At 46.2% G+C, this 21352-nt stretch carries 21 protein-coding genes and 2 pseudogenes; 7 read left to right on the top strand and 16 right to left on the bottom strand.

Going from position 1 to position 21352, the window contains the following annotated elements:
• Nucleotides 1-10 precede the first annotated feature (10 nt).
• The 10 genes from K6V21_RS16670 to K6V21_RS16715 are packed head-to-tail and all read right to left on the bottom strand — an operon-like array spanning nt 11 to nt 7996.
• On the bottom strand, nt 11-292 hold the full coding sequence (locus K6V21_RS16670) for a hypothetical protein (protein WP_009017568.1): 282 nt from the start codon (nt 290-292) through the stop codon (nt 11-13).
• Between the two features lie 23 nt (nt 293-315).
• Nucleotides 316-1146: a M23 family metallopeptidase gene (locus K6V21_RS16675; RefSeq protein ID WP_004313633.1), complete on the bottom strand. Its 831-nt coding sequence runs from the start codon at nt 1144-1146 to the stop codon at nt 316-318.
• A 26-nt stretch (nt 1147-1172) separates the two neighbouring features.
• Complete coding sequence (locus K6V21_RS16680; protein ID WP_004308686.1) at nt 1173-1817, bottom strand: hypothetical protein; 645 nt, start codon at nt 1815-1817, stop codon at nt 1173-1175.
• A gap of 12 nt (nt 1818-1829) precedes the next feature.
• On the bottom strand, nt 1830-2516 hold the full coding sequence (locus K6V21_RS16685) for a hypothetical protein (RefSeq protein WP_151927955.1): 687 nt from the start codon (nt 2514-2516) through the stop codon (nt 1830-1832).
• Between the two features lie 12 nt (nt 2517-2528).
• Nucleotides 2529-3224, bottom strand: a complete 696-nt coding sequence (locus K6V21_RS16690; protein WP_151927954.1) for a hypothetical protein — start codon at nt 3222-3224, stop codon at nt 2529-2531.
• Nucleotides 3205-3690, bottom strand: a complete 486-nt coding sequence (locus K6V21_RS16695; protein ID WP_005777243.1) for a PH domain-containing protein — start codon at nt 3688-3690, stop codon at nt 3205-3207. The genes K6V21_RS16690 and K6V21_RS16695 overlap by 20 nt, the downstream gene beginning before the upstream one ends.
• A gap of 12 nt (nt 3691-3702) precedes the next feature.
• Nucleotides 3703-5394 (bottom strand): toprim domain-containing protein, encoded by a 1692-nt coding sequence (locus tag K6V21_RS16700; RefSeq protein WP_005777245.1) that lies wholly within the window; start codon nt 5392-5394, stop codon nt 3703-3705.
• Nucleotides 5395-5398: 4 nt separating this feature from the next.
• Entirely contained in the window at nt 5399-6967 is a 1569-nt protein-coding gene (locus K6V21_RS16705) for a hypothetical protein (RefSeq protein WP_008659504.1), read from the bottom strand.
• A gap of 25 nt (nt 6968-6992) precedes the next feature.
• Nucleotides 6993-7217: a hypothetical protein gene (locus K6V21_RS16710; RefSeq protein ID WP_005836766.1), complete on the bottom strand. Its 225-nt coding sequence runs from the start codon at nt 7215-7217 to the stop codon at nt 6993-6995.
• A gap of 20 nt (nt 7218-7237) precedes the next feature.
• Nucleotides 7238-7996 carry a DUF4099 domain-containing protein gene (locus K6V21_RS16715; RefSeq protein WP_008640405.1) on the bottom strand — a complete coding sequence of 253 codons (759 nt, stop codon included), beginning with the start codon at nt 7994-7996 and terminating at the stop codon, nt 7238-7240.
• A gap of 221 nt (nt 7997-8217) precedes the next feature.
• Between K6V21_RS16715 and K6V21_RS16720 the strand changes: the two genes are divergently transcribed.
• Nucleotides 8218-8877: a M23 family metallopeptidase gene (locus tag K6V21_RS16720; RefSeq protein ID WP_004323419.1), complete on the top strand. Its 660-nt coding sequence runs from the start codon at nt 8218-8220 to the stop codon at nt 8875-8877.
• A gap of 32 nt (nt 8878-8909) precedes the next feature.
• Here K6V21_RS16720 and K6V21_RS16725 read toward each other — a convergent pair whose 3' ends face one another.
• The gene (locus K6V21_RS16725; protein WP_004308677.1) at nt 8910-9746 is read right to left on the bottom strand and encodes a phosphoribosyltransferase family protein; all 837 of its coding nucleotides are present in this window, start codon (nt 9744-9746) and stop codon (nt 8910-8912) included.
• Between the two features lie 305 nt (nt 9747-10051).
• Here K6V21_RS16725 and K6V21_RS16730 point away from each other — a divergent pair, with 305 nt between their 5' ends.
• From K6V21_RS16730 to K6V21_RS16740, 3 genes and pseudogenes are all read left to right on the top strand, one after another.
• On the top strand, nt 10052-10282 hold the full coding sequence (locus tag K6V21_RS16730) for a hypothetical protein (RefSeq protein ID WP_151927953.1): 231 nt from the start codon (nt 10052-10054) through the stop codon (nt 10280-10282).
• A 460-nt stretch (nt 10283-10742) separates the two neighbouring features.
• Nucleotides 10743-11310: pseudogene (locus K6V21_RS16735) on the top strand (ribonucleotide-diphosphate reductase subunit alpha).
• 1 nt (nt 11311) lies between these two features.
• Nucleotides 11312-11815, top strand: a complete 504-nt coding sequence (locus K6V21_RS16740) for an SLOG family protein (RefSeq protein ID WP_004313628.1) — start codon at nt 11312-11314, stop codon at nt 11813-11815.
• Between the two features lie 340 nt (nt 11816-12155).
• On the opposite strand, the gene K6V21_RS16745 is transcribed toward K6V21_RS16740, so the two are convergent.
• Both K6V21_RS16745 and K6V21_RS16750 read right to left on the bottom strand, forming a co-directional pair.
• Nucleotides 12156-12641 (bottom strand): dihydrofolate reductase family protein, encoded by a 486-nt coding sequence (locus tag K6V21_RS16745; protein WP_004308674.1) that lies wholly within the window; start codon nt 12639-12641, stop codon nt 12156-12158.
• Nucleotides 12642-12702: 61 nt separating this feature from the next.
• Nucleotides 12703-12901: pseudogene (locus tag K6V21_RS16750) on the bottom strand (hypothetical protein).
• A gap of 475 nt (nt 12902-13376) precedes the next feature.
• On the opposite strand from K6V21_RS16750, the gene K6V21_RS16755 reads away from it, so the two are divergent.
• Together K6V21_RS16755 and K6V21_RS16760 are read left to right on the top strand one after the other, a co-directional pair.
• Nucleotides 13377-13598, top strand: a complete 222-nt coding sequence (locus tag K6V21_RS16755; protein WP_005777269.1) for a hypothetical protein — start codon at nt 13377-13379, stop codon at nt 13596-13598.
• Nucleotides 13599-13610: 12 nt separating this feature from the next.
• Nucleotides 13611-14183 (top strand): hypothetical protein, encoded by a 573-nt coding sequence (locus K6V21_RS16760; RefSeq protein WP_007218123.1) that lies wholly within the window; start codon nt 13611-13613, stop codon nt 14181-14183.
• A 139-nt stretch (nt 14184-14322) separates the two neighbouring features.
• Here the strand turns inward: K6V21_RS16760 and K6V21_RS26775 are convergent, their stop codons facing one another.
• Genes K6V21_RS26775 through K6V21_RS16770 form a run of 3 tightly spaced genes read right to left on the bottom strand, consistent with a single transcriptional unit; the run spans nt 14323 to nt 15744 of the window.
• Nucleotides 14323-14676, bottom strand: coding sequence for a hypothetical protein (locus K6V21_RS26775; RefSeq protein WP_004323416.1), 354 nt, complete (start codon nt 14674-14676; stop codon nt 14323-14325).
• A gap of 19 nt (nt 14677-14695) precedes the next feature.
• Nucleotides 14696-15181: a hypothetical protein gene (locus tag K6V21_RS16765; RefSeq protein WP_004308670.1), complete on the bottom strand. Its 486-nt coding sequence runs from the start codon at nt 15179-15181 to the stop codon at nt 14696-14698.
• A 5-nt stretch (nt 15182-15186) separates the two neighbouring features.
• Nucleotides 15187-15744 (bottom strand): Panacea domain-containing protein, encoded by a 558-nt coding sequence (locus tag K6V21_RS16770; protein ID WP_004308669.1) that lies wholly within the window; start codon nt 15742-15744, stop codon nt 15187-15189.
• Between the two features lie 539 nt (nt 15745-16283).
• On the opposite strand from K6V21_RS16770, the gene K6V21_RS16775 reads away from it, so the two are divergent.
• Nucleotides 16284-21263, top strand: coding sequence for an N-6 DNA methylase (locus K6V21_RS16775; protein WP_224319315.1), 4980 nt, complete (start codon nt 16284-16286; stop codon nt 21261-21263).
• Nucleotides 21264-21352 lie beyond the last annotated feature (89 nt).

A 21352-nucleotide genomic window follows, 5' to 3' on the forward strand; every position in this document is an offset into this window, starting at 1 on the left:
TATTATATGTTTATCCTATTCTATTCATTAATAATTGCTCTTTTGTCTGCTCGATGGCGTTGTGGTAAATTTCCATCTGTTTGGGATAAAACTCTTCCAGCCATACATCCTTCTCGATGTTGTCGTGAATGAAGCGTATCGCTTGTTCTCGCTCAATCTCCACCGATGCTTCGCCCTCTTCCCGGTTATTGAACCATGCTTTCGTCCACCAGCGCACACCGGCCCGGTCAGGATATACCGTGACTGCTCTCGGTATGTCAAAGCTCTGGATGTCTATGTCTAATTCTGCCAGTGGGTCAATGATACCACTATGGGTCAGGGCTTCGTCGTAGAGTTTTTTTTTACATCATCGCCCATCGTCGATAAGTACACGCCATGCCGTAGGGCAAGGTAATGCAGGAAGTCCGCAATGAGTAGGTTCTGCACCTTACAAGCAAGCGGCATTGCTTTATGTCCCAGTCCGAGTGGGTTGGATATACTTGGCATATTTTCATAGAAATATTCTTTGACTGCTCCCATTGTAAAGACATGGCGGAGTGACTGCTCCGTATGTGGAGGAAGTCGGTATGCACCACGCTGTAAGTCTTCCATGTAGTAGGGCAGGAAACGTAGCATCAATTCCTCTATTTCCTGTCTGTCCTGCTCGTAATCGGTGGTCAGTGCCATCTCCATGTTGGGAGATGTTGCCGCTTCGCCTCCATCAGCATGACACAATGCTTGGATATTCCCATACAGCATGGTTAGAAATTCCAGCGGATTCAGTTCCTCACCCTTGAAGCGTATCCCGATATGCAGCTTGTCACCGCTTAAAGCTACAGTCTGTCCGGCCTTGACACGCTGTCCGAACTGGGCGAAGACATTTGACAAATGCCCATAGGTCACTTCATACTCCCCATAGCGTATAGTTTGGCAGATGCCGAGTATAGGGTCATTGCCTATACCTGACACGATACCGCTGGCGACAGCCGCCAGTGTGTAACACCGTACATCGAAGTCGATGCCATGATGAAAATATGTTTTGCCCGTTGTCGGATCGGTTTGTTCGCCATAGCCGAGCGATAGTTTCACATCCTTGCCCTTCCGTTCTTCAAAAGGCATACAGTATCCACTTTCGGATTGCAGGATCATTTCTTCTGTATATTTCATTATGTGATTATATTTGATTCTTATTCTTATCTTTTCATCCCCCCGCTATTCGTCTGTTCTTCAACGGGAAGAGCGGGTGTCTGTATTCGTTGTATGCTTCTCGTATCAGGTGTGCGGAAAATACCGGCATTGTTACCGATAAGCATCATGCCGAGAAATGCACCGGCAATCTTGCCCAGCCAGCCGAAGCGTCCGAATATAAGAAATGCTGCTGCGACCAGTCCCGCTATACTCAATCCCGACACGTTACCCTGTCCGAGATTACGGAAAAAGTTACCGAACATATCGGAAACTCCGCCATTGGAGACTTGCCGTAGAAAATTCGATACTCCACCCAGTTTTGAGTCTATGCCGGCTACCGTACCGCTGACGGAACCGACTGCTTCTCCGGCTTTGCTTGTCAGTTCTCGCACACCGTCCGCTGCATCTGCAAGGGTATCCGTAGCCGATTTCCCTATGACCGCATCGCTTACGATATGTACCACGCTCTTATCTGTGGTTAGTTTCTCCCAACCCACATAACCGACTGCACCGCCGATGGCTGCGGTCTTGACGGCTTGTCCTGTGCCCCGTAAGGTTTGTGAAGGATGCAGTGCAGCATGTCCCATACTTCTTCCGGTAGCTTTTGCTGCTTTGCCGCCATATTTTAATATTGAATCCCAAATTCCCATATCATTACATTTTTAAGGTCTTACATTCTTTCCAATCTGTCGCCAACGTCGCTTGGCTGCGTCCACGATACTACGTTTATCGGCTTCGGGATGTGCACCCTCGTCGATTTCCCGCCAAATGTCGCCCATTGTCGTGTACTTTACCGCTTTGGTCAGTCGTTGCAGCTTTGTGTTCATTGTTTTGAGCTTTGGACGGATGCCAAAGACAATTTCCATACGCTCTTTTTCCGTCATCTTGTTCTCCGAAAGGCACGCTGTGCGTATATCGTTCACTATTTCCACGCTGTTCATCATCAGTTCCCTATAAATCTTGTTGCGCTGTGTGGATAGGGCTACGGCAAGCGTATTGGCTGGACTTCGCTTCAATTGTTTGGTGAAGTCGCCCATATTGTCTGTCAGCCTCGATACCTCATAATAGAACCCATAAGTTTGCGCCGCATAGCAGACTATTGACCGGAAAGAGTTTAGATAATTATTAAACTCTCGTTGCAGGTCTGTTGTCGCCTGCACTTCTTCTTTTGTCCAAATATGTCCGGTGGTCTGCATCAGCATGACCTTTTCCTGATTCTTCAGCTCCTTCTCTGCCTTTTCGGTATATACTGCAATCATTCCGGCCAGTACAGGGTCATTCTGCGCTTGTACCTCACCGATACTGGTAAGACACAGCAGTAATATACTTATCCAAATTGTCCATTTCATAACTGATATATTTTATCGGACGAGAGCTGCCGCCCTGTGCCAATTGGACAGAGCTATACGAGCTGCCTCACCGTTGTCACGGTCAAGCATTCCTGCCGTTACGTTGTTCCACACATCATTGAAAGTATAGTACCGTATGCTCAAATAGAGCAGATGCAACTTCCGGCTAAAATCCGATAGTTGGTCGTTCAACGCCCATAGCGTCTTGCTGCGTTCTGCCCCCGTAAGCATGTTTTCGTTGCTACCTTTGGCCACAGCGTCATTCAGCAATGTAAAAACAGAGACAAGTTCCGTTGCTGTTTCTATATAGAGGTTGTTCATGTTCATACTGGCCACAATGCCCTGCGGATTGTTTTGGATGGCCTTGCCTAATTTCCCCAGCGTGAGGAAAATCCGCACACCGTCATTGTAGAGATGCGTACAGGCTTTCAGTGATGAAGCGTAACCGCTTGCTGTCTTGAGGTAACTGTTGTACTGCTTCTCCCACTTGTGGATTTGGTTGAACTCGGTAGCGATGCTGTTTTGGAGCAAGGCTGTTTGTGTCTGTCCCTTTATTTGTTTTTCAATCTGCCCGTTTATCAGTTCGTTACCTTCGGCCAATGCAGTCCATTCCAACGGATTGGAAGCCGCAATTTGGGCTTCTGCCACCTGTGGAAGCAGGCATACCAGCGAGGCAACCAGCCCCAGACTAATGATTCGTGATTTCATATATTCCCTTTTTTCGTTTGTTAGTTTCTACCCGTTCACGGATAATTGACACGAGGTCGTCCCTATGGAAGATACCGATCAGGTCAAGACGGGGCGTGTTTCTGTCCATTGAAAGGATACGTACGGTTTTCAGCCCACAAAATTGTTGCAGCAGGCTTTGGTGCTCTTGAAAATCCACGATACGATATAGCTCCATATAATCCACTTTGCGACGGATAATACCGTATTCGCTGACAAGTTGTTCCGTACCGATGCAATAACGGATTCGCCGCAGGTAGAGATAACGGTAGAGTAACAGTAACGAGAGCATCAAGGCAATTACTGTGGCAATAGCTGTCAATGGCAGCCCTTCCATGCCTCCGTACACCCATACAGTGCCGCACAGCACGAGAGTGGGCAGCTCGTTGATGACAAATTGCCCGGTATGTGGATGGATGACAATGGTTTTGTGACAAGTTCTCTGCATAGGTTTTATGGATTATCGGTGAAAACGGGAATGAAAGTCTTCTCTCATTCCGGAAAGAGAATTGGTTATATCCACTTCCAACCGGGCAAGTTCTTCCCGTATCTTGTACATTTCCTGAAAACCCTTATCTGACATTCCTTGGTCATTGGTTTCAAAGGAGAATATTACTCTGTCCGCACGTTCAAGACGCTTTCGCACAGCCTCATGGTCCGCTTCGTCGTATAATCCGTTTCGGATATGTTCCGGATTGACTTCGGGCAAATCGGACAAGGCATGATTCAGCGTGGCTTTACCGCTGATCTCCCAATCGTCAAGGTTGTCCTTCTCTGGTTTTATCCGTTTGCCGAGTAGCTGGTCGTTCCAATCCTTATAACCCTCTGCGGCAGATTCATACAAGATGCATCCTGTAGCTTCCGGACCGGAAATGGAAGCATCAATCGCTTTTTCGATGGCTTCCAGATTGCTTCTCATTTTCTCTAATTCTTCCTCACTGGCAGAACCTTCGTCACGAGCCATTTCGTACTCATCCATACAAACCATTCTCATTTCCTGTAGATAGCCGTCACCAATTCCCATGTCGTCACGCTCCCCATTCTTCAAATTTTGTTTTGCATCATTTATACCCAGTATGGCTGTAATCTTTTCAAAATTGAATGGTTCAAGTTCTATTTCATACTGTGAATAGTCTTCGCTATTGTTCTGTACAATCAGTCTGCCGGTTTGTGACAGACAGGTGGAGAAGTTCCAGCCTGCATGAGTGAGAGCAAAGTGGATAGCATAGACTTGTCCGGCACGGTCATGATCGAAGCAAAGATGATGTGAGGCATGGGGAGTTGCTTTTATCGCTCCTTTGAATTGCTGCTGGCTCGGTGCCCCTCCGGTAGAGATGAATACCGCCTTTCGCAGATCCTTGTTCTGTGCCTGATGAAGTTGGTAATATGCCATCGCATCATAAGCACTTTCGAACCAATAGATATGTTTGGCGGAGGTGAGAGAAGTGCGGGCAGGGCTGGCAATCCACAGTCCCTCGCTTGAATTGCTCCCTGCGGCTTTGCCTTTGTAGCTGCCGCTCCCGTCCATACGGGCACGTCCTCGTTCTTCAAGTCCCACAATCGCTCCGTCGCCTTTGGGCAGGGTTAGTGGAAAGGACAGGTTCGTGTAGGTTGCACCGTCCTCCCGATGTTTCGTAGCCAGATAAAAATGCCGATGGAAGGCATATTGTGTATAAAGGTCGATACCTCGGCTTTTAAAATAAGGATAAAATTTTTTCTGCGTTTCCCGATTCTGCGGATTGAACTTATGAATGTCGTAATCCGCTATGTCAAATGGCTTTACATCTCGTTTAGGGTTCACTATTCGGGTTTTCCGTTCAGTGACAGGAATGTTCAGTAATCTGTTACAGACAAGATTCACCAGTCTGTCCGGAGACATACCCGCATGGTACTCCGTGAAAAAGTGCGGATGCTCCTTGATGAAGGAAATGATGTTATAAACTTTCTGTTGTTGTGCGTGGAAACAGCATTTTCCTTGTTGTGTCACAATAAATTTGTCACCACGGATACGTCTGCCGTCGCTGTCCAAACGAACATACGAGGGATAGCGCAGACCGTCACGACGGTTCAGGTGATACCCTGCGTCAATCAATACGTCCTGGATGTTTAGTCGTTGCAGAAAGTCATCGTATGTAAGGTCTCCGTCTCTCATAGGTTTACCTCCCTCTTCTCATTTCATTAATATCTTGATTCATCTGTGCCTCGAAATTACGGATGGCCACATCTCTCGGTGTATCTACGCCGGGCTTGAAGTATGGATGTGGCGGTCCGCTGAAACGTTCGCCATAGAACTCCGGAGAGTGGTGGTGATGGAAGCCATGTGCGACTTCCGATGCCACCACAGCACCGGCGGTAAGGGCAGCGAATATCTTCACGCCAAGCCCCTTGTTCGCTTCAGGACGTGTCTTCATATCCACCTCGTTGAAAATCTTCGAAAAAAGTTTCATCCGGTGGTAATCATCCACAGCAAGAAACTTGTCGTAGTCTTTCTGGCTGATTTCGTGGCTGATGACCTGTCCGTCAATAACAGCGGACATCTTGTATTTACCCTCCGTCTGTGCCGGTTGCACGGCAATGTCACTGACCTCTACTTCCCGGCCATGTTTCTCCTCACGATACCAGCCTTTGCTTTCGTTGAGTAGTTGCAGGTCACGCCCGTCCACGGCTGCACCGATACTGCCCTGTATGTATTCCTGCCGCATCGGAGTTTCTTGCTGCATGAATAATTCTTGTTCCTGCCGCTGCCGTTCTTCCAGTTCATGCCGCACTTCGGGATGCAGGCCGATACTGATGCGTTGTTCGCTGTTGAGCTGTTCCATCGTTACTTTATCGGCAAAGTCCGCTCCGATAATGCCGTTCAGCAGATCCAGCCGTTTCTCCACAGGTTGTTCCTCGATGGATGCGGTAGCCAGTTTTTTCACTTCTTCTTCCGTCAGGTCATAGACCATATCGGCATTGACACTTTCCGATTGTACGGTCAGTGTCCTCCGTTCCATATCCACGATAAGACCGTGCGAAGTAAGGCACTCCGACCATTTCTCGTTGGAAAAATAGACTGGTGAAGCAATCAACTCCTTGTATGCTTGTGCCGGTTCCTTGCTGCGCGGACGGCTGACAAGCGGTGTAATGACCTCCTGCAAGTTCTTCAATACATCTTGCTGTACAATGGGTTGCTCCTGTTGACCGCCTTTGTAGTAAAAGCCGTAGCCACCCGATTGCAGTTCGCCGGGCTTCATGCGCCCGTCTGGGCGTTCGGGTACGATGGATGGCCCCGGAAAGAAAAGCTGCCCACCAACTCTGCGTAGGTGGAAACCCCACTGTTCGCGTGGTGTCCAACCAAGGAATGGAGGGGGCATACCCAGTCGCCCCATGTGTCCGTACTCACCGATACCGATGCGGTAGCCATGTAGCCCCATCGCCACGCGACCGTTGGCATTGCGGGCATGGACGAAATTTTTCGGCATATAGAAGTCTTTTCCTATGATACTCGTGAGTATGTTGTAGGCTTTCTTGTTGGCCGTATTCGTTCCCCAGTCCGTCAGAGCCAACATCTGTCGTTCTGTTATAGGATAGACCAATAACGGTGAATCATGCCCTTGCACAATCAGCCGGTAGCCGCCTCCGTCAAATGCGACATGGGCTTGAAGTCCGTTACGCATCAGTAGATTGCGCATTTCGGGTTGCAAGTCCATCTGCCGAGGATTAGTGTTTGTTCGTATCGTCATAGTCTGATGTTATGATGGTTACTTGTTATGCGTTGCCGTATTTCATAGCCGCTTCCAATTGTTCGTCTTTGAAACGGACAAACCCGGCGGCAGAATCTTCGCAGACCGTGAGTCCTTTTTCCTCACAGTAATGGGCGTACTCCTCCTGCCACTCGGCAGAAAAATGGTTGATGTAATCGAGCCAGCCGTATTCGCCGCTCTGCATCTTCTCGACGAGAATCTCTTCGGGATAATATTTCTGTTGTGCCATACGCTTATATTAAATAGGTCTTATTTGTGAATACCTGCCGCTCGGTTACGCTCACCGCTTTTCTTCTGTTCGTTCCACAGTTCTTCGGTGTATTCCTCCTCTGGAACGTAGTCGAGATTGCCGTCATCATCCATCACCCAGCAACCGTAGCAACCGAAGGTGTACTTATCCCATTCACGCTTGGGTTGCTCTTTCCATTTCTGCGCGTCACCTGCGCAGAAACGGATGCCCGTCTTGTTGTGAAGGTCGATGCCTACCGTGACAGGTTCGCCATCCACTGCCACCGTCAGAGGCTCACCATGCTGCATTCCGTTTACTTCTACTGTACCTAAGTGCATTACCTCTGCCAGCACTTTCAGGTTACGGGCGATGATGGGTGTCGGAACATACATCACCTGTTTTGTTTCCTCGTCGATTTGCACGAAAGCTTTACTGCGTCGTCCGTCCGCCATAGCCACGTCTGCAATGATGGATTTGCCGTCAAGCAACTGTTTTTGCTGCTCCTCGTTGTAGCATTCCAGTGGTGACGACTTCAGTGTGGGATAAAAGACCACATCCACCTCGCCGCTATCCATACGGATAAAGGCAAACCGACTGCGACTCTCGATTACTTCGCCATTCTCGTTAGTGACACGCATGGGCAGTACCGGCGAGTAGCCGCCTTTCCCGATTTCTTTCAGGATACACAGGGGCAAATCTTCAATCATTTCTTGGGTAAGCCCAAAGCGGGCCAATGTCGGATAAGGCAGTTCGTTGAACTCAAATTGTTCTTTTTTCATATTCTGAATGATGTTATAAAATTATACTCAGCAAATATAGAGCGATTTCTTATCTGATGACTAAAACATTTCTTTATAAGTGATTATAAAGTGGTATTTTTAATGTTTTGAATATGATTTTTCGCAAATAATCATATTCAAAATTGATTAAATAGTTATATTTGGAGAAAAAACAGTCGGCAATGGACAGACCATAAGAAGAGCGTGCTAACTTTGCTGCCATGAGAAAGATTTTATTATTGATGATGACGGGTGTCTCATTATGTATCACGCCAGCCAAAGCACAATTCAATACCGTTGCCGTTACCCCAACACGCTACAAGATGGAGGTATTGGATATGGGGTTAGACCAAGCGGAACCGGCATCCGAAAGCGAGATTTCCGTACAGGAAGTTTCAACAGGTATCCCGGTATCCGCAGATATGGATAAGAAAAAGTGGATGGATCGTTACTTGAGTGTAAGTTACCCGTTACGTTATATCAAGGTCACTTCGCCTTATGGCTACCGTAAGGACCCGTTTACGGGAAAGAGTAAATTTCATGGCGGACTGGACTTGCGCGCACGTGGCGACAAGGTGATGGCCATGATGGAGGGTGTGGTCGTGAAGGTCGGACAGGACAAGACTTCCGGCAAGTATGTAACCTTGCGGCATGGTAGGTACACCGTCAGTTATTGTCATCTCTCTAAAATTCTTATCGTCAAAGGGGCAATAGTTCATCCTCGTGATGTGGTTGGCATTACCGGCTCCACAGGACGCAGCACCGGCGAACACCTGCATATCACCTGCAAACTCAATGGCAGGAGTATCAGCCCCTCGCTTATACTCGATTATATCCAATCCATCCGGCAGGAGTGTATATCAGCATTGGCAGGTTTGTAAAAGAGAAGTGAAAAGGGCTGAAAACGTTCCGGTTACTTTGTCATCCGTTCAATAATATGGGCAATATGGTTGCCCCAGACGTGTATTTGTACAAGGAGCATCGAAGGCATGGAGAGCGTCTTGCCATAGAAGATAGCCGCCACTACTTTGCCACCGCACCGTTCGATCTCTTCCTTGTAATCCACCACGCTTTGCCCGGTTGTCAGCACATCATCTATGATGATAATCTCTTTCCCTTTGATTTTTCCGGTAATGAGGTAGTTTCGTTCGAGGATACGCTTCTCTCCACCTTTGGCCTCATGCAGGCTTTCTCGTGCATCGCAAATATCAACGTCGTACAGTCCTGAAGTTAAATCCTGTCGGTGCTTTCCGATGTACCAGTCGAGCCGTTTGAACCGTTGACCGTATTTTATCCAGTTGCTACACGGCATGAACATTATATGGTAAGGTCTCTTTTTCAGTTGCAAGGCATTCATACACGTTTTAAAGAACTCGATTCCGTGTATATCTCCTTGTTTGAACTGGTAGATGGAATGGCAGAAAGCCCTCTGTTCATCATTGAGCAGCGCATTGTATCGTGACGGATAGTAATATCCGTAAAAGGAGATTCGGATGCCTCGTAACTTGAACGGCTTATGGGGAGAATGGCCATCAAACCGTTCGGGATGCAAGAGACAGAACATACGGCAGGCTTCCCGATGACCGGCCATTACCGCCAGACGACAGTAACGTTCACGTTCCTCGCTCTTTTCGGTCAACCGTGCGGCGGCGAATGCCGCTTCTCCTGCTTTTCGTCGCCAGTAGCCGATAATATACCACAATGCCCCAATTGTGAAAAGCAGGAGTATGAACAATAGTCTTGCATTCATCGTATTTTTATTTGAATGAAGCAGCCCGTTTCAATCTGGTTATTTACAACATTACGGTGTATTTCGACATAATCGGATATGGGGGTTATGGCTTCATTACTTATATCAAATTCGTTTTCACTCACTTGCAAAGTTAGCAAAATCGTGGCACTAATCTAAAATAGCACCGATAATTTATAAGCCATATCACTTTTATATCATAAAGTCTTACCCATACAATTTCCTCTTTTAATTGTACATGCTCAACTTTTATAGAAGATGTTCGCCCTGACCGGTACACGGCAAATGGCATACAAGTCTGCTATATGCTGTGTACCCGTCTTTGGGGCAAAGCAAGGACGATGGCACATTTGCCACAAGTGTCAATCAAGCCAACCTGTTGTCCTTGCAGCGACCTCTGCTATCTGTTCTTTTGTAACCGGCAATGCCGTCTGTTTGTTTTTATAGCTTCGCCCCACACCATCAGCGGAGCGTCACAGGACTTGTCCGCAAGAGACATTCACTCACCTTATGGCAGCAGAGCTGCTATGGGGTGAGTGAAAGACTCTTTACGGAAGCCAAACATGAAAAGACCGTACACCTCGGTCACAAACTGCCAAGGCTTACGCTTCGCCAGATTTGAGACTAAGTTGTACGGTCACTTCATCGGGAAGTTTGGACCGGCAAGCCACAGACGCTCCACTGCCCACCCATTCCTTTTATAAATCTTGCACCTATTCTACATGTCTATATGACAACCGCCTGTAGTAAGAAAGCATATTCTGTTTGTCGGTTAGCTCTGCCGTAGTCATATTTTCCGCAAAGTAAGCCGCCTTTTACCAAACATCAAATCGCCACTATCGCTGGAACGAAAAATCTTCCTCTGACACGTCAGAGCGTATTTCTTGTCCCCGTTTTGTCTTATCGGTATTCTTGGGCGGCAGTTGATGGCAGAAAATATCCCTCAGCAGGCTGAACAGCCTTCAAAAAGAGGGAAAAAGAAAAATTATCAGAGTTATGGCAAAGACGATAGACATAGAACTTCAAAAACAGTTGGACAAGCCACAGGCATGGTTCTGTAAGTATTTTCCTGCACGCATACGCAATGTGAGTGAGCGTGAGATAGCAGACCGCAAGTTAGTCTTTGATTTCAAGGATGGACGGGCATACGAAGAGGTTGCTCAACGCACGGCAGCCAACATGACCGAACGTTATGGAACATCATGTACCAACATTGTATTTTCCTCCCGTACCGGCATCCACCGATAAGAAGAACGAGATACGTTACAAAGCATTCTGCCAAAGAGTATGCGAACTGACGGGAGCTATCAATGGTTATGACCATGTATCAGTGAGTGGTGAGAGGCTAACCATTCACGAAAATCGTAAGGCAGAGAAAGAAGTCCGTAAGGTAAACGTCATTGAGTTTGATTCGGCTTTTTTCAACGGCAGGTCTGTGGTAGTCTTTGATGATGTGATAACCAAAGGGCTGAGTTATGCTACCTATGCCAATCAGCTTGAAAGCCTTGGTGCTAATGTACTCGGAGATATATTCCTCGCAAGAACCCATTACAAAGTGAAATAATATGACCCAGACAAAGTATGATAAGGCAGTGTCCGTTTGCTTCAGTGGACACCGCAATATTCCATTCCTATACAGGAAGCAACTGAAGCTGCAATTAAAGGCAGCGATAACCAAGGCATACGCTGGAGGTTATCGTCATTTTTACTGTGGTTGTGCCATGGGGTTTGATATGCTGGCGGCAGAAGTTGCTCTTGCGTTGCAGTCCGAATTATCAGGTCTGCAAGTTATTGCCGTAGTACCGTATCGCGGACAATCCGAGCGGTGGAACGATGCGATGAAAGCCCGGTATGATACTATTCTCTGTAACTCGGATGATGTTATCATCCTGAGCGAACACTACTACCATGGCTGTTTGCTTCGACGCAACGACTATATGGTTTTTCACAGTTCGTCTCTTATTGCCTGGTATGACGGAAACCCCAAGGGTGGTACGTTTTATACTTATCGTAAGGCTACAGCGAATGGACTAAAAGTTCTAAATCTCTATGGCAGCTCAATCGTATAACAGCCATCTTGTTTTCGCATATTCCGAGCCGTAGCGGTGACTCCTTTGCCATTCATGTAAAGGCTGTTTTGTCAGCCATAGCGTGATATGGCAAAGTACGCTATTAGTTCTGATGTATTGCCCGGCTTTACCAATGTGCCGGTTTAGTTGGTGTGCTGTATTTTTATATCTTCGGAGGCTCCATCCTCCTTATGTCTTTCTCTACCTTTTTTAGTATTCGGCTTAAAAAGTAATATACTTGCCTTACTTTTCGCCTATTTAGCATGTTTAGGGCACGTCTTTTATAATAAAAGTGCAGCAATTGGTTGCTACACTTTTGCTATAATATCTATTTGTCATATTAGACCTTCCCGTACACCGTCCTCATTTTTCCGTCCACCAGCACCTTATTTGACCGCACAATCCAAGCTCTACCGTCATTCAATCCGCATTCCAATGCCTTTTCGCCGCCGCCGATTAGTACCGGAACGGTTGTCACTGTGATTTCGTCCGCCAGCCCGTTATCCAAGAGTAAAGCCCCGATTTCCTCACCGTAAGCCACCACCATACCGTCGCCGTCTTCCTTCATCTGTCTCAGTTCTGCCACTGCATCTCCTTGGATGAACTTCACTCGTTCATTCTCCGTCAGGTCGATGCCGCCGTTCGTCACAACCAAAGTCTCTTTCGCCGTAATCGGCCAACCCAAATGGTTCATATAAATACGCAGGTAAGTTTCTTCGTCAATCAGCACACAACTGGAGGCATCCACAGCCGCATCAAAATGCTTGTCCGAAGGAGCCGGACAACCGTCGATGGACTGGTACACGTGCAAGGAAATCTGTTTCATATTCAATGTGTTTTTAAGAATTATGTCCACCTTGCACCATAAAGGACAGCATGAACCCACGCTATTCCAAGACGTTCAGTGAACGTATAATATATATCAATCTCCGCCTGTTTCCAAGCCGAGTATGAATCTTCCATGTCACGACAATGACTGTACCCGAAAGTACCGTCTGCTGTCTTCATTTTGACAAAGATAACGAAAGATTGGCGGATAAGCAAACAAAAAACATTGTTTTTCTGGTTGCCTGTTCCGAACTGCATTCTGCCTTATCAAAAAGACTTACTCATTCCCTATGATTTAATACAGTCGTCATTCTGCAATTATCAAGAGATGGGCCAATCCATCCGATTCCACCTCCCTTTATAGTTCACCTTCCTCCGATATAGTACGGGCAATCCGTTCCGGTTGTCCGTTACCCTGTTTTAACACCCCTGTTTTACTGTTTTATTCATCCCTTTCTATTTGATTGTCATTTATTATCGTTTTGCTGCTGCCGTGCGACCTCTCGTGGACTTATTTTCCCGCAAAGGTAATAGGCTGCTCCAATCTTGCCAATGCCGGCGTTCCGCCGCGAGTGAGCCGCAAAAATCTTCCTCTCCGTCTGTCGAGCGTATTTTCCCGCATCAGCCTTGTCAGATTGTTTCCGCCACCTTTTGGAGGCAGAAAAATAAATCCCAAAGGTCGCAAACAGGTTGAACAAAGGGAAATAGTAACAATAAAAACAAAAATAACATTATGAAAACAGAGATTAGGCAGAATGGCAAAGTGATACTATCGAGTACAGACGATATATCCATTCCGATGATTTTCAAAAACTTATGTGGTAAGAACTTTTCTGGAAACGACTATCAAAACTATCTCAGAACAGTTTGTCAGGATATTGGTGTTACGACGGGGGCGATTGAGTATTATGCCGACAACGTTTTGATTGAGAAAGCAACTATTCCTGAATTTTAAAAACTATATACAATGAAAAGGAAAGAGAAAGCAGCAGTAGATGAATTTGTTGCCCTTGTAGGAGGCAAGACATGGGAGCCTGTACGCCATAAATGTATGGGTAAATGGAGTGGTATGACCGATTACGGTTTTGTCATAGACGGACGGATAACGCTCTTTGTTTCCAATAGTATGGCATACTTTAAGAAACGGATTCGTGAGTGGATTAAGTCGATACATACTTTTGAAGCGAAGAAAGATTGCTACCTTCGCTTGCTACGTGAACAAATTGAAAAGGACAACGACAAGGCAAAGGACGAAAAGTTAAATCCTGTCAGACTGATAGACATTGGCATCTTATCCCCCGAAAGCAATAGCCCGTTTGATTTTTTTACCCCTTATGTGTTAGTCGAAATAAACGGCAGGCGGTTCAAGCATCAAACAGCGGAGTTAAGTTGCGCTATTATGGTGGATAGTTTGGCAGGATACCTTGAAGAATGCAACTGCAAGGATATATACACGGCAAGGGCAGTGCGTACACCTGACTACATTTTTTGCGGTGTGCGGTTTGACTCCCGTGATAATATGTATAAGATTGGAAAGTAGAGATTAATGATGTCTGAAGAAGTTATCACTTACAACGATAACTCCAGTCGTTTTAAAGGACGGCATCAGCATTTGACCTACTAAATACATAAGTTCCCAATTTACGATTGGAGACTTATGTATTTTTCTGTATGGAAAACTAATCAAATAATCGCTGACTTATCATCCAGTCATTAAGCACGTCCGGATCTACACGATTTGTAAGATTCACATTTTTACTCAAACAACCGATTTTCTCACCTCTTAAATAAATAACTGGTGGGGTTAATGTATTCGGATTGTATGGACTTAACGATGAACTGGGACTTCCATATATGGAATACCGATTCTTGAAAGATATACTTGAAAAGTGACTACCGTATATATTCTCGTTGTTGGATATGGAATCAGGAGTAGATGTGTTCAACGACAATCTGCCTAAATACAAACCGTCATTTGCCAATAGAAACGATTCTTTCCTTGAAATTCTGGTATCTAAACCTATTCTATCCATTCCCTATGATTTAACGCCATTATTTAATAATGCCATAACGTCTTTTAGTTGCATTATCGAACACCTCTGTCTCTCTTAGAAACTGCATTACCCGTTCCCTGTCTTCGGAAATCAGGCAACCTTTCAGTTTACCGTTCTTTTCCGTGATTTTTAATTTTGAAAGTTCGAATATATCGGAACAATCCAGCCAACTGTCATAGTCCAGAATATCACGATAGTTCCGAACCATCAAAGGATATTGGCAGTCCAGTAGCTCTTCCGACCTCTTGGAAGAATCTATTTCCGAATTTATCAGTAAGGCACCGATAGCGACACCTTCCGGAGTAAAGCCGATAATAACAATATATTTATTGCGGTCTTTATATCCGTCTTTTAGTATCAGTCCGTCCTCTTCGTCCAAGGGGACATAAATAATATCACCAATTTTGACTGATGACATATCTACTTGCTCAGCTTTGGCCATTATAGCTTTCAGCTTTTCCAATGCACCGGTTTTGTCGTCCATTTGATTTAAGATAAAGCGTTCTTGACAATCTGCTTTTCTCGGATATAATCTACCATGTCCTTGGTAGCTTTTCCTGCCCGGGCTATATCTATAATGGTAATGAAGTTTTTTTGAGGATCATCCTGAATGCGTGTCATCGCTTCTTCCCATGCCGAGTCATGCGACAAATCGGACAAGTCATAAGGGTCTGTATCCTTATATTTAGCGATAGCAGCGTCAAGACAACGTTTGTTGGCACCTGATATATAGTCCATATCGGGTACGGCAGAAGTATATACCTTCTTGTCACGAACCTCTATGTCTGAAAGGAACTCGTCAAAATTCCCATCCAAGGGTTTGCCTTCTGCAATTTGCAGTGCCTTGTAGGTATAGGCTGGCACCGGGCCATGCTTCAATGCTCTGAAAGAGTCTTCGACAATCACTTTGCCATATTTGACAAGATGGTCCTGTTGGGCAAAATAAAGTATTTTAAATAACTTTATATAGTCCACTCCTTGAGTGAAACTCTGCATGATGTAGAGTACCACTGCTCTTATTTTAGCAATCTGTATAGCTGTTTTCATTTCAAAAAAATCTATGCGATTACAAAGATACAACTAATTTGCTGAATAATACGCTCATGATACAAAAAAAATAGTCCGTTGCATTTTTTTACGACATTTAATATAGTCGTCATTCTGAGAGTAATAGTCTGCAATTATCAAGAGATGGGCCAATCCACCCGATTCCACCTCCCTTTATAGTTCACCTTCCTCCGATTATAGTACGGGCAATCCGTTCCGATTGTCCATTACCCTGTTTTAACACCCCTGTTTTACAGTTTTATTCATCCCTTTCTATTTGATTGTCATTTATTATCGTTTTGCTGCTGCCGTGCGACCTCTCGTGGACTTATTTTCCCGCAAAGGTAATAGGCTGCTCCAATCTTGCCAATGCCGGCGTTCCGCTGCGAGTGAGCCGTAAAAATCTTCCTCTCCGTCTGTCGAGCGTATTTTTCCGCATCAGCCTTGTCAGATTGTTTCCGCCACCTTTTGGAGGCAGAAAAATAAATCCCAAAGGTCGCAAACAGGCCGAAAAAAGGGAAAAAAAGAAAGGTTAAATTATGAGTTACAACAAATTGAAATCATTGGTAGCGAACGTGGAAGCCATAGAAACGGCAATGAAAATCCAAGTTCAAGGCAGGCAGGCCACTGCGGAAGAAAAAGAAATTTTATCCCGATATTCTGGTTTCGGGGGTATCAAAGAAGTGTTGAATATAGGTACGGACAAGCCCATAGGTGGTGATATGCAAGAACCGATACAAAGATTGCAGGAGTTAATCAATGCTTACCCTCATTTCACAGAACCCATGCGACACAATGTCATAGAGGGTATCAAAGCATCTGTACTGACAGCATTTTACACTCCTAAATTCCTTGTTGATGCAGTGGTGCGGCAGATACACGCCACGTTCAGCGAAAACGGCCTCAAAATGCGTTCATTTCTCGAACCGAGTGCAGGTATAGGCGGTTTTCTGCCCATAGCCATGTCCGGCACGTATGACTATGCCATTGAGAAAGATCTCATTTCGGGGATGATACTTTCCCTGCTCCATGAGAACACGCTAACACGGACGGCTGCATTTGAAACCATTGGAGAACAAGGTTTTGAGCATACAACTTTCGATGTCATAGCCTCCAACATCCCGTTTGGCAATTTCCGGGTATTCGATGCGGAGCTGTGGAAGAAAGGCGGTATGTACGAACAGGCCACCAAGACCATACACAACTACTTTTTTGTCAAAGCGATGGAGTTGTTGAATGAGGGTGGATTATTGGCTTTCATCACATCGAGGGGCATAGCCGACACGCCCGGTAACAAGTTCGTGCGTGAATATCTTGTAAATCATGCAGACCTGATAAGTGCAATCCGTCTGCCCGATATGCTTTTCATGCAGACAAGCGGTATAGAGGTAGGCAGTGACCTGCTGATATTCCAAAAGCACACGCACAAGACGGTACTCTCACAACGGGAACAACTGTTTTTACAAGTAGGCAGGGAAAAGGCGGACGCCATAGGCACAATGACCGAATACGCCAACAAATTGTTTACCATGCCGAAAACTACCCTTGCAACAGGTAGCCGCATTGTACAGAACCAATACGGAAAATATGTGCGCAAATACCAATGGCAGGGAAATGAAAATGCCATGTCGCAATATCTCGCCGCACTGCTGAAACTCGACTTTGGCCGATATTTCCGCAAAAGTCTTTTCACTGGGAACGGACAGGGCAGCGAACATATGCAAATGTCCCTTTTCGGGAATGTAGCGATGAAACAAGTAGAAAAAGGTAAACGAGCCTACACGGATGGGGTGGAAGCATGGATGAAAGACGGCGCAATGGTACTGTTTGAGGGCCAGGTGGGTACTATCCAATATCGAAAATCAAGTCTTTATCAAGAGGTAGCCATTGATTTTGTGCCGGTGGACGAGGGTAAGGTCAATACAGATAGGGCGAAAGACTATTTTCCTATACGCAAAGCATACTTTGAACTGTCAATCAAAGAAAGGGAAGAACAAAAAGAGGATAACGGGTTGCGTAGAGAGTTGAACGCCCGATACGATGCCTTTGTTGCCAAATGGGGCTGTTTCCACGAGAACGACAACAAGGAGTTTATCATGCTTGACAGCCTCGGTGTGGAAGTCTTTACAATAGAAATGCAGCTTGGAAAGGATTTAGTCAAGTCCGATATCATGCGTGAACCTGTGGCGTTCAAGAAGATAGACTCGAACAAAAGGCTGACACCGATTGAAGCGTTGGCAAGCAGCTTGAATTTCTACGGCAGGGTTGATATGGACTACCTGATGCAGTCCACGGACAGCACCGAGGAAGAAATCATCGGCGACCTCAAAGGTGAGATATTTTACAATCCTGCTATCGGGGAGTGGGAGCACAAAGGCAAGTTCCTTTCAGGCAATGTCATAACCAAATGCAAGGAGATAGGTTCTTACTTGTCCGAACTCACGGACAGGGAAAAAGATTGGACGGAAACTGCTGTAAGGGCTTTGGTGGATGCGACACCCGAAGCGATACCCTACGAGGAACTCGACATTAACATGGGCGAGCGTTGGATTGACACAAAGTTATACGCCGATTTTGCAACTGAACTTTTCAAGGTAGAGACAAGTGTAATGTATTTCGATGTGAACGACACCTACATGGTACGTCTGCAAAGTTACTCTCCGGTGGCTTACAACACCTATTTCGTCCGCAACTATAACGGTGAGGATTTGTTTGTTCATGCCCTGCATGATACTGTACCCGAAATTACGAAAAAGATATACCGCAATGGTGATAAGGTGCGTGTGCCGGACGAGGAAGCCATACAAGAGGCAGCCACCAAGATACAGGAGATTAGAGACCGTTTCAACTGCTGGCTTGACAGGCAGCCGATAGAGGTTCGGGACGAGCTGGTAAGGGTATATAACGAGCGTTTCAACTGCTATGTTAGGCCGCACTATGACGGTTCGGCACAAACCTTTCCGCAGCTCTCTTTTGAGCAATTTCCATACGATAGCCTCTATCCCTCACAGAAAGATGCTATCTGGATGATTAAGCAGAACGGAGGCGGTATCTGTTGGCATGAGGTAGGCACAGGCAAGACGATGATAATGTGTGTTGCCGCTTACGAAATGAAACGTCTCGGACTGGTACACAAGCCGCTTATTATCGGACTGAAAGCGAATGTGCACGAAATTGCTGATACGTTCCGCAAGGCATACCCTACGGCCAAAGTTCTCTATCCGGGCAAGGAAGATTTTACCCTTGCCAACAGGCAAGAGGTCTTTTCAAAAATCAAGAACAACAACTGGGACTGCATCATACTGACCCACGACCAGTTCGCCAAGATACCGCAGTCAGAAGAGACCATGATAGATATATTCACGGAAGAGCTTGCCGATGTGGAACGTAACCTTGAATTTTTGGAGCAGTCCACCATGCGTTACCGTAGCGGAAAGATGCAGGAGGGGTTAGAAAAGCGCAAACAGAACCTTGGGGCTAAATTACAAGAACTGCGTATGAAAATCAATAATCGGAAAGACGATGCTGTGGACTTCCACACAATGGGAATAGACCATATTTTTGTAGATGAGTGCCATATTTTCAAGAACTTAATGTTTCAGACACGCCATAACCGTGTGGCAGGTATCGGCAACACCAAAGGCTCTCAAAGGGCAATGAACCTCTTGTTCGCCATTCGTGACATCCAACTTCGTACAGGTCGTGACCTTGGGGCTACGTTTCTGTCGGGTACGGTGGTCGTGAACGCCCTTACCGAACTATATGTGATGTTCAAGTATTTGCGTCCGCAGGAGCTTCAACGGCAACGGATTAGCTGTTTCGATGCGTGGGCAGCCATATTCACAAAGAAAACGGCAGATTATGAGTTGAATGTGACAGGCTCGGTGAAGCGCAAAGAGCGTTTCCGTACTTACATCAAAGTACCGGAGCTGGCAATGTTCCTGCGTGAGATTACGGATTACTGTACAGCCGACATGATAAATCTTGACGTGCCTGAGAAGAACGTGCGTTTCCTCTCTTATCCCCCGACAATCGAGCAGGAGGAAATGATAGGACGCTTGATTTCTTTTGCCGGTAGCGGCCAGTGGAAGGACTTGGGACTTGACGTTCCGCAACCCGACAATCTCGATAAGGCAAAAATGCTGGTTGCGACCAATGTAGCCCGAAAAATGGCTCTTGATATGCGCTTGTTGGGTTGCAAGTTCAAGGATGATGCCGATAACAAGGCTTCTATCTGTGCGAGGACAATCTATGACTACTATATACGCTCGAATGACAATCGGGGTACACAGTTCGTGTTCAGCGATCTTGGTACATACAAACCGAACGAATGGAACATATATGCCGACATCAAAGAAAAGTTGGTACAACTCGGTATTCCTGCTGATGAAATACAGTTTATCCAATGCGCCACTACCGAGAGGACAAGAAAAAAGCTGTTTGAAGAAATGAACAACGGCAAGGTGCGAGTTCTTTTTGGAAGTACGACCATGTTAGGCACAGGTGTGAACGCCCAGCAAAGGGCTGTGGCAGTGCATCACCTTGAAATACCTTGGCGACCTGCTGACATGGAGCAACGAAACGGCAGGGCGGTACGCAAAGGCAACACTGTAAAGCTGTGGGGTGGCAATGTGGTAGATATTGTAATTTACGGCACGGAAAAGACCCTTGACGCCTACAAGTTCAATCTGTTGAGAAACAAGCAGATGTTTATCAATCAAATTAACAACGGCACAATCGCCGTGCGCCGTATTGACGAGGGAGGCATGGATGAGGACAGCGGTATGAACTTCGCCGAGTTCGTGGCTATTCTGTCAGGCAACAACGACTTGCTGAACAAGACGAAGCTCGACAACAAGATTATGCAGCTTGAAAAGGAACAGGCTATTTTCAAGAAAGAACGCATCCGTGCCGAGCGTAAAATAGCTGCCGGTCAGGGAGAAATCGAAAAGGCAAAGCGTACTGAGGCCGATTTCAAGAGGGATTTGGAATACATCAACTCGTATAATGGGACAAAGGCAACCCTGCTTTTGAACTTGCCGCAAGCCAGTACCGAGGAAGTTGGCCGGGAGTTGCACCGTATCGCCAAGACCTACCGCAACGGAGCGTATGGTACAGTTGGCACGTATGCAGGGCTAAACTTGTTGGTGCATAGCGAGTATAATATGGACGGTACGTTTGACCGCAATACATTCTTTGTAGAGGGTATAAGTGGATTGAAATACCGATGCGGTCTGAGCGGTGCGCTGCCGCTTGGTTTCGTTGAGTCGGCACAATATCCGCATGGAGCATTAAGCAAATTGCCCTCTCTTATCGAGAAGCAACAAAAGGCGGTAGAGCGGATAGAAAGCGAAATTCCCACATTGCAGGACATCATTTGCCGTCAGTGGAGCAAAGCCGATGAACTGTCAAGGCTCAAACAGGAATGTAAGGAACTCCAGCACAGGATTGATGAAAGCCTGAAAGAGGCCGAACAACCGCAGGCTGCCAAACACGAAGCTATTGCCGAAGCTGCTTGACATAATCATAATTCAACCGTTCCCTCTGCATGGTCGCGATGACTGGGCAGAGGGATTTTTTTGCGCTCCGGTCTGCCGACGGCTCTACT

Origin of the sequence: Bacteroides cellulosilyticus (genome assembly GCF_020091405.1) — a bacterium.
GTDB lineage: Bacteria > Bacteroidota > Bacteroidia > Bacteroidales > Bacteroidaceae > Bacteroides.